Annotated in this window: 1 protein-coding gene; it reads right to left on the bottom strand. The window is 30.6% G+C overall.

What is annotated here, in order from left to right; translation table 11 throughout:
• Positions 1-151: 151 nt before the first annotated feature.
• Positions 152-2,343, bottom strand: a 2,192-nt coding sequence (locus AC3DU7_RS31460; RefSeq protein ID WP_488043161.1) for a glycosyltransferase family 92 protein, incomplete at its 5' end; no start/stop codon positions are given.

The raw sequence follows: 2,343 nt of genomic DNA on the forward strand, positions 1-2,343 counted from the left end.
ATATTTGCCTCAAAATTTGTTTAAATGTTGTACCAGCAGTTTTTGGTACATGAATTGAAATAATTTTTGCCTTTACTTCTTGTGGTTGCTGAGGTTGATTTATCTGGCTCATTTTTCGGTTAAAGTTAAAGATTGAAGAATAATATTTTGCTTAAATCTGGTTGATTTGAGATTTTGACGCATCAATTTGAACCTTGATTTTTTCTAATTTAGACTTGTATTTTTTTAAGGCAAACTGGTAGTTAGATAATTTTGACTTAAATTCAGTTTTTTTTTCTACAATTAGCAAATCTTGATAAGTAAAAGATTTACGCCCACACCATGAACCATAATATTTGCCTACAATAGTTAAGCCACTTTCTTTGAGCCAATCAATTAGTAGTAATTCTTGAAAACCTATAGTCTTTTCTGGCAGTTCTGAATCTAAACAGAAACCACTTTCTATTTCATTGACTAAATACTGATAACTCTTACCGTCAGCAATTAATTTTTGAGATTCATAGTTAATTAAAAAACAAGCAAATAAGCACTTTCCTCCTACTTTTAAAACTCGCTGAATTTGATATAAATAATTACACAGATTTATCTTAGATAAATGAGTAAAAAAGTTGCTAATACAAATCACATCAAAACTTGCTTCTGGATAGGTCAATATAAACTCTTTTGTTGGTATAGTTCCCTTAGTATTATAAATAGGATGATAAATATTGTGCCATTGAAAGTTAAAGTTAGGCTTTCTACAAGTAATTTCTTGCTTGGCCCAATTAATTAATTTTTCTGAAAATTCAATACCTTCATAACGTGCTCTAGATGTTAAGTAATAAGCCAAACCATAGGCAATTTCACCAATTCCACAACCTATATCAAGAATACTATCTGTGGGTTTGAGACCTGTTCTTTGAATTAAATATCCTAACCATTTGAAAGCATTAGACTGAAAGTTAGAAAAACTATTTCTATTAACTTGATCTATATATTCTTTAGTAGGAAGCACCAAAGAAGGATTAAAGACATTAACTAAAATACAACCCTCAGAATTTGCTAGAATAGGAATTAACACAATTAATAGGTCTTGATAGTTTTCTCTGTGAATTTTATTGAGAGGTATTTCTAGACAAAATTTCGCCTTTTCTGCACCTTTTAATCTAGGACGGGCTTTTTTTATCCTTGGACTTTCTATTCCTAAAATTTGTTTAAAATCTCTATATTCTTCACCTCCAATCCAAACTTTAAAGCTACTGATAGGAATCAGATTTAAAGAAACTATCCAACCTGTTAGTTTTAGGTGTTCATTCTCGATCGCTACTTTACCTAAATTTCCAATAGTTAGTAATGAGTTTGATTTTTCTAAGGAAAGTTTTACCTTGCTTTTCTTTTTAGCAACTGCTGCTAATAATTTCTTGAGTTGAGGAATATATCTGTGAATAGTTAAATCTTCTACTTCATTAAATATCACATCTTTCGATTCAAAATGCGACCATGGTCTCTGTTCATTTTTAGTTGCCCTACCTCGCATCATTTTTTTCATACTTTCTTCTTTTGAACGAGTAGTATAATGATTTATTCTTATTTTTTTGATGGAATGTGTTGAGGAAAAAGGTTTGTTAATTGGTTGTTTATTTTCTGTGACTACCTGACCTTCAGAAAATACAAACTGATGAGGATTTAGGGGACGAATTGTTTTTTCTGGACGTAGAATACATTTGATATGTTTATTCGGACCGAAACTTGTTTTGGCACGTTTAATAAAGTTTTCTATTTGTAATCCTTCGGGCTTTTTTTCATGTCCTGATGTACCAAAATTTAGCCAGTTAACTCCTAAGGCTGAAATGTCAGAAAATTCATCTATTATATCTGTTATCTTATCTGCTACTGTGGGAAATAAAAATTCATCTAAATCTATAAATGCTATCCATTCTGAGTCATATTTATGATTATTTAAGCAATGGGTATAAGCAGACATTTGCCCTGGTTGATCCGACCAATAATAATAAATTACTTCTCTACTTTGAATATAAAATTGCAAAATATTCTGAGTGTTATCTGTGCTGTTGTTGTCGTATAAGTAGAATTTTTCTACACCAACTAATTTATGAAATTCTAACCACTCTTCTAAATAGGGACCCTCATTTTTCATAATTGCACAGATACTTAATTTGCACTTTTCTCCTTGTTTGTTAAGATAATCGCTTTCCACCTCTTCTATTAACTGATTTATCTCTAAGGATTTGTCAATAATTTCATCATCTGAATAGGTAGCAATTGATGTTTTGGAGTGGTGTCTTATAAGCGATCGCCCTAAACTTTTATTGGATTGATTTGAAATATTTTCCATGCTCTTTA

The sequence above is a fragment of the Okeania sp. genome (assembly GCF_983059655.1).